This is a genomic window from Streptomyces sp., assembly GCF_050698815.1.
Lineage (GTDB): Bacteria > Actinomycetota > Actinomycetes > Streptomycetales > Streptomycetaceae > Streptomyces.
The window spans coordinates 1-4636 of sequence record NZ_JBOHCV010000282.1 but is presented as its reverse complement, the minus strand read 5'-3'; the positions used below and the strand labels follow the sequence as shown (position 1 = coordinate 4636).

At 68.9% G+C, this 4636-nt stretch carries 5 protein-coding genes and 1 pseudogene; 2 read left to right on the top strand and 4 right to left on the bottom strand.

Features of this window, described 5'->3' with window-relative positions; genetic code table 11:
* Nucleotides 1–497, bottom strand: a 497-nt coding sequence (locus ACRDP3_RS10245; RefSeq protein ID WP_431516559.1) for a Scr1 family TA system antitoxin-like transcriptional regulator, incomplete at its 3' end; no start/stop codon positions are given.
* Nucleotides 498–507: 10 nt separating this feature from the next.
* On the bottom strand, nt 508–870 hold the full coding sequence (locus ACRDP3_RS10240; protein ID WP_431516558.1) for a DUF6879 family protein: 363 nt from the start codon (nt 868–870) through the stop codon (nt 508–510).
* A 593-nt stretch (nt 871–1463) separates the two neighbouring features.
* On the opposite strand from ACRDP3_RS10240, the gene ACRDP3_RS10235 reads away from it, so the two are divergent.
* Nucleotides 1464–1934: a pyridoxamine 5'-phosphate oxidase family protein gene (locus tag ACRDP3_RS10235; protein WP_431516557.1), complete on the top strand. Its 471-nt coding sequence runs from the start codon at nt 1464–1466 to the stop codon at nt 1932–1934.
* A 330-nt stretch (nt 1935–2264) separates the two neighbouring features.
* Nucleotides 2265–2692 (top strand): annotated as a pseudogene (locus tag ACRDP3_RS10230) (VOC family protein).
* Between the two features lie 120 nt (nt 2693–2812).
* On the opposite strand, the gene ACRDP3_RS10225 reads toward ACRDP3_RS10230, so the two are convergent.
* Nucleotides 2813–3106, bottom strand: a complete 294-nt coding sequence (locus tag ACRDP3_RS10225) for an amino acid permease C-terminal domain-containing protein (protein WP_431516556.1) — start codon at nt 3104–3106, stop codon at nt 2813–2815.
* Between the two features lie 128 nt (nt 3107–3234).
* Nucleotides 3235–4380, bottom strand: a complete 1146-nt coding sequence (locus ACRDP3_RS10220) for a site-2 protease family protein (protein WP_431516555.1) — start codon at nt 4378–4380, stop codon at nt 3235–3237.
* Nucleotides 4381–4636: the final 256 nt, after the last annotated feature.

Below are 4636 nucleotides of genomic sequence, written 5' to 3'. Positions count from 1 at the left end.
GCCTTGCCCGGGGCGTACAGGCCCTCTTGGCGTCGCATTCTGGAGAGCACGCCCTCCTCGATATCCGGGGCGCCGCCGTGCAGTTCGGCGTACCTGGTCAGGACGCTTCGGGCGTAGTCGGCGGTTTGGAAGATGCCGGGAATGACGGAGCACGAGAATCCCTGGATGACGTGGGTCTTCTGGTGCTGTGCGCCCAAAGCGTCCTGCACCGCCTTGTGTCCACCGGCCAGCTGGCGTCGCCACGATCGGTAGGAGGACTCCATGCCGCGGAGTCGCCCTTTGAGCTCCTCCGCCACCTCGGCGCGTCCCACGCCGACCGCCCACGCGTCGAGGTCCGCGAGAGTGGCGGTCTGCTTTCCGTTTTCCAGCTTGGAGATCTTCGACGGCGCCCATCCGCACCGACCCGCAAGTCCCCGCACGGTGAGCCCGGATTCGGTGCGCAGCTCTCGGAGCCGCGCACCGAGGGTGATCCGGGCGTGCTGGTAGTCGGTGGTCACACGGCCGAAGCTACATCGCCTTGAAGTCTTCGTAACGGGTTGCGTGGTGCCAAGCCGCGTCGCGGGCCTGACAGGCGGGGAGCACATCCTCGGGGTCGGTCGTCAGTTCCAGGCGGCGCGACGCGTCCTCCCAGTTGAACCGCGCGAGGACGCCGGAGTCGAACAACCAGAAGTCGAAGTCTGGAAGCTTGAGAGCTACGGCGTCGCGACGGTGCATATACCGGATTTCCTCCCCCGCCGCGAGGTTGTCCGGCGTCGTCGCGAGGAGATAGCGCTGGTTGTCTGTGAGCGGATCGTCGACCAGCCGCACACGCTCGAGCCGTTTGCCCCGCGACGTCTGCTCGCGCGCGTTGACGAACCAGGGACCGTCCACATCGCGGGGCGGCCGAACGCCCCTGAGGAGCCCTGGTACTCGTCAGTGGCCTGGTCGGACAGATAGTCCCGACGGGTCTCCAGCCTCCATGCCGTGTGCTCGAACCCATCGAGGAAGAACAACATGATCTCCGCGGCTGACACGTGATCCGGCACGTCACTCCTTGGGGGCGAAGTCAATGAGCAGCTGGCGAGGTACGACGACGAAGGACTCGCCATCCAGGATGCTGGGTAACCTCGTCCGGGTCAGTGACGGTGTAGCCCTGCACGATGATGTCCCCTGTGTCCACGTCTTCGTAGAGGGTGGGACATTCGCCAACCTTGGAGTTGGTGCCGAGCATCCGCAGCCTACGGGCCATGACGTCCCCTCTCGTCTCTCGGCCGATCGGCCGAGCTGCGGGCAACCTAACTCTGCGGTCGAGAAACACAACAGTGCGTAGATGTGCAGTCGAGGGGCACCCTCGCGCAATCGCGCGCCCCGTGATCATGGCGGTGCGGGAGCGCGCCCGAACACAGTACGAAGACGACCTCCGCCTTGCGCCGTAGTTCCGCCGCCCGATGTGGCCGAGCGCTTCACCGTCATAACCTCACCACATGACATCAGTTGACTCTCGCCCCAGCGGACCCCGCAGCCCGGAGCAGCGCAAGCGCGAGGCGCTGGACCGGCTCGCGCGGGACAACGACGTATGGGTCGGCACGGCCGACGGCACCGGCGAGCCGTGTCTCGTTCCGCTTGCCTTCTCGTGGGATGGCGAGGTGGTGTGGCTGTGCACCCGCGACACCAACCCGACCGGGCGCAACCTGCGTGCCACGGGCCGGGTCCGGCTCTGCTTCGGCCATACCCGGGATGTGGTCCTGGTCCACGGCACCGCGCGCATGCTGACCCGCGATGAGCTTCCGGCCGAGGTGGGCGACGCCTTCGCCGCCAAGGATGGCTGGGACCCTCGCGAGGACCACCCGTCGTACGTCTTCTTCCAGGTCACCCCGCAGGTGCTGCAGGCGTGGGGGACGGTTCCCGAGCTGGCCGGACGGACCCTTATGCGCGACGGGAAGTGGCTGCTCTAGGTGTCCTGACCCACCTGTCGCCGTCGGCCCTCGTAGCGGATCTCTGTGGATGAGACATCGCCCACGACGGTCCGGCCGTGACCGTCTGACGCGAGACCCCATGCGGGCGGGGCACGGCGAAGGAACGGCGTTGTCCCAGCCGGTGATGGTCACTAGGGTCAGTCGGGTGACTGCCGGGTCGGCCATGGGCCATGCACGAGTGAGGTTCCCGGCCTCGGCGTGAGCGCGAGGCGGGCAAGAGGCCCGCCTTCCTTCTCCGCGTCTTCGCTCCCGGCGCCGCGTGCGGCGCCCCATCCCAGCGGATCTCAAGACCGGAGTCACACACCACTGATGCCGTATGACCAGCAGTACCGGCAGGAATGCGAGCTGCCGGCAACCGCCGTCCAGCTGAACCACACCGCCGTCTACGCAAGCGACCGGCGCCTGTCCGCCGAGTTCATCGCCGCGATCCTGGGCCTGAAGGTCGGCGCCCCGCTCGGCCGTTCCTGCCCGTCGACCTCGGCAACGGCGTGACGCTCGACTACTACGAGATGAGCGACGAGCCGATTCAGTCGCAGCACTACGCCTTCCTCGTGCCTGACGAGCAGTTCGACGCCATGATCGCCCGCCTGGAGGGGGTCGGGGTTACCTACTACGCCGACCCCAGCCACACCGAACCCGACCAGATCAACCGTCTCTTCGGCGGTCGCGGCGCCTACTTCGACGACCCGGACGGTCACAACATGGAGATCATGACCCGGCCCTACGTCCGCCCCTAGCAGGTCACCTGACAGCGGCCCCGGACCCCTCCGCCCCTCCCCGCCGAGCGGCTCTCGAACTCCCTGGCCCAGGCCCGCCGAGTGAGCCGCTTGGCGGCGCGGGCGCGCCCTTCGCCGGTGTCAGCCGGCCAGCCGCTCAGGCGCCGATCCCTCGCCCTTCGCCTGCGTCCGCGCTGCGAGGACGGAGCGCCGGCGACCGTAGAAGAGGTAGATCAACAGGCCCAGCGCCAGCCACGCCCCGAACCGCAGCCAGGTGAAGACGTTGAGGTTGGACATCAGATGGAGGCACGCGAGGGCGGTGATCACCGGCAGCGCGGGCGACAGCGGTACGCGGAAGGGCCGCTCGAGGTCGGGAGTGCGTTCCTCGCCCTGAGTGGCGCGACGTCGGCGTTGCTTCTCCTCGGCAAGCCGCACGACCGGCAGCTCGCCGCCCTCGAGGCCGGACGCCCGATAGCCGCGCGCTGAGCGCGCTGGGTGTGGAGGGTGTGGAGGGTTGGAGGGTTGGAGGCGGAGAACCGACTCCCGGCGGCTGACCCTCATCCTCAGCGGCCCTCGCGCCGCTCCCGGGCGAAGTTCATCAGCCACGTCACGGTACGGCTGACGTCCGACAAGGTAAGGATGCCGGCAAGCCTTCCTCCGTCCACCACCAGAACCCGGTTCTCCGCACCGGGCTCCATACGCGGCAGCAGGTCTGCCAGCGGGTCCTGCGGTGCCACCACGGTGGTCTTCGACAGCGGCACCATCACCTCATCCACCGTCACCGCCTCAGCGCTTTCCCATGGCACCCGTCTGGCGCCTTCCAGCGTGAGCAGCCCGACGGGGGTTTCCTCCTCGCCGATGACCGGGAACGCCGAATGCCGGTACCGGTAGGACGGACCGGCCAGGAAGTCGGCGACCGTAAGACCAGCGGGCGCCGTGACCGGGTCAGCCGTCATGGCGTCCCGCACCGGTACTCCGCCCAGCACACCGCGCAACTGCGCCTGCCGCCCCTCCGCGGTGGCGGCCGCGATGAGGAACCAGCCGACCAAAGCGAGCCAGAGCCCGCCGAACGAGCCGCTGCCCAGGAACAGCACAAGTCCCCCCAGCATGAGCAGCCACCCGAAGCTGCGCCCCGCTGCGGTGGCCCCGGCGGTCGCCTTCAGCCGGTCTCCCGTACGCCACCACAGGAAAGCGCGCAGCAGCCGGCCACCGTCCAGCGGAGCAGCGGGAACGGCGTTGAAGACCGCGAGGAGCACATTGATGGCCGCCAGCCACGCAACCACCTCGACCACCAGCCCGGGGGTGGAAGCCAGGGCCAGCAGCCAGGCGCCCAGCGCGAAGACGCCGCCGAGGAGAAGACTGACGAGCGGGCCGACACCCGCGATCCGCAGCTCCGCGGCCGGGGTCGACGCCTCCGACTTCAGCCTGGCCGCTCCACCGAGCAGCCACAGGACGATGTCCTCCACGTCGACCCCGTTGCGCCGGGCCACGACAGTGTGCGCCAGTTCGTGGGCGAGCAGCGAGGCGAAGAAGACGATGGCCGCGAGGAAGCCGGCGACCCAGTACACGGCCACGGGACGGTCCGGGTACGCCTCCGCGAGGCGGCCCTGCGCCAGGCCGAAGGCGATGAGGCCGAAGATGAGCAACACGCTCCAGTGGACCCCGATCCGGACACCGGCGATCCGTCCCAGCCCGAAGGTCGCCCGCACGTCGTTCTCCCCTGCTCGAAGCGTTTCCGAACAGAGAGTCGTCCCACCAATCCGGCGCTTTGAACCGTGGATAGGCCACCAGCGCAGGTCTCCGTTGCCTTCCATCGATTCGTCGTCAGCCGCACAGCTCCTCGACCTTCGAGATCTGCCGCCCCGACGGGCCCGGATCAGACGGACCGGAGCCCGCGGTAGCGGCCGGCACGGCACCGCGCGGCACCGCACGGCACCCGCATGGCGCGTACCGACGGGTGCCGTG